We start from the raw sequence: 1,738 nt of genomic DNA on the forward strand, positions 1-1,738 counted from the left end.
AAACTGGTTCATAATCGCAATTCTTGTCTTTAAAGCCTATCTATCAACTGTAGTGGGCGACGATAAGCTAACATCTAGAGAGGACTAGATAGGTCTTCTTTTTTTGTACGTTCAGAGTGATGAAAATACACTTCCTAAAGTTGGTAAAATTCCTAAAACCGAAGACCAGACGTTTAATGTCTTTGACAAGCTTATCGATTAATGTTAGCTTGCTATCTGCTAATCTGTTTATTCACTACCTCTAAATGACTTGAAAGAAGCTTAAGCAGCTTTGCTTAAACAAGAGGATCCTCCGCAGACGAATCAAAGTTATTAAGTTAGGCTCTCTACCAAAAGTTTCTCGGTAGGGGGCTTTTCTTCTTTTTGTTATAGTTAATAACAGGTTCGTAACTTGCATATTGGTGTAAACGTGATATGATCACGCGCGTGAGCAGGATATCACGTAACATTTAACAAAAAAAACTAGGGTCATCGCCCTAGTTTTAAAGGAGGTTTGTTCGCATCTGGGTTTGTAGGAGATTATGATGTGAACTGGATTGGATTAGGAGTCTCTATTTCTATTAGGAGGATTAGAGACTGACAGTATAAGTTTTCGAGTGTAGTTTCATCGAACTACAAGAAAATTATATCAGTTTATGAGAAAGGATACAATGGAGTTAAGGGGTGTCACACCCCCTATTATTAGAGAATAACTGACTTAAGGTGTAGTGGTATGTTTTATTGTGTGCTATCCTATAATTAGGCTAATAAATAATATGACTAACGAGGAAAAAGTGATTATGGTTAGAAGTAAAGAACATGCTTTAGATAGAGACAGAGAATTAATGATTATTCCCAAAGTTATCAATTTTTCAAGTGAAGACGGTCATGAGTATAAATTTATACTGGCAGTAGACGCTAGTAATAAATTTGCTACGGCAATCGATATGAGTGATAGAACTTCACTAGAAGTGTTAGAACATAGTTACTTGATTGATATTAATGAGTATCCAAATGCGATTGATGAAGTAATTAAGAGGTCTCTTACTTTAAAAGACTTTACTCAATTGTTTCCAAAGTTGGTAACAGTTTATGAATTTGTAAATAATAGAGCCCTATCTTATGGCTGGAGGTTTGGTTTTCAGAACCAAAAATTTGCAACCTCAGAGATAAATTTGGAATTAGCGGGACGTATAAATAAAGAATTAGCTTTACGAAAATCATACCTTAAACGTTTCATATCAAATAGAGAAATTGAGGAACTAGTGTTTCTTCAAGATCTTAAAGAGGGCTTAATTGGGGGAACGATTTCTGAAAGAGTTGACCAATTAGGTTTTTATCCATTAGAACCTATTACTTTTGAAGAAGAAATTCCATTTTATTGGCCAAGATTTATATTATTTGGTCAAAGAGTTCGAAGACTTAAGGCTTATGGTTATCCTCTGATTGAGAATGAGATTACAAACACTTACTTAGGTTTTGTTAATGAAGTACTATCATTTTATGATGAAGCTACAGGCTCAGACCTTATACAAAAGATTTAATGGGTTTTATTTTTATAGTGAACCTTCCATTTTAGAGTGCTATAATATCAATCGAAGAGAATTGTCTTAATGACATAAAGTATCTAACAGTAATACCTCATTATTTTTCTTTATTGTAGTCTTTTGTTATTTAAAGAGGTGGAATTATGAATTTTGTAGCTAGAATTAACTTGAAAACTAACACACCTTATCGTGACGAATTAATCGATTTTTGT

The 1,738-nt window shown here is 33.4% G+C and carries 1 protein-coding gene; it reads left to right on the forward strand.

All coding sequences use genetic code 11. The annotated features are described in order from the left end of the window. Window positions 1-755: 755 nt before the first annotated feature. Window positions 756-1,523 (forward strand): hypothetical protein, encoded by a 768-nt coding sequence (locus tag HMPREF2637_RS02950; protein WP_141760011.1) that lies wholly within the window; start codon window positions 756-758, stop codon window positions 1,521-1,523. The last annotated feature ends 215 nt before the right edge of the window (window positions 1,524-1,738 follow it).

It is taken from the genome of Streptococcus sp. HMSC065H07, from assembly GCF_001837325.1.
In the GTDB taxonomy this organism is placed as follows: Bacteria; Bacillota; Bacilli; order Lactobacillales; family Streptococcaceae; genus Streptococcus; species Streptococcus salivarius_H.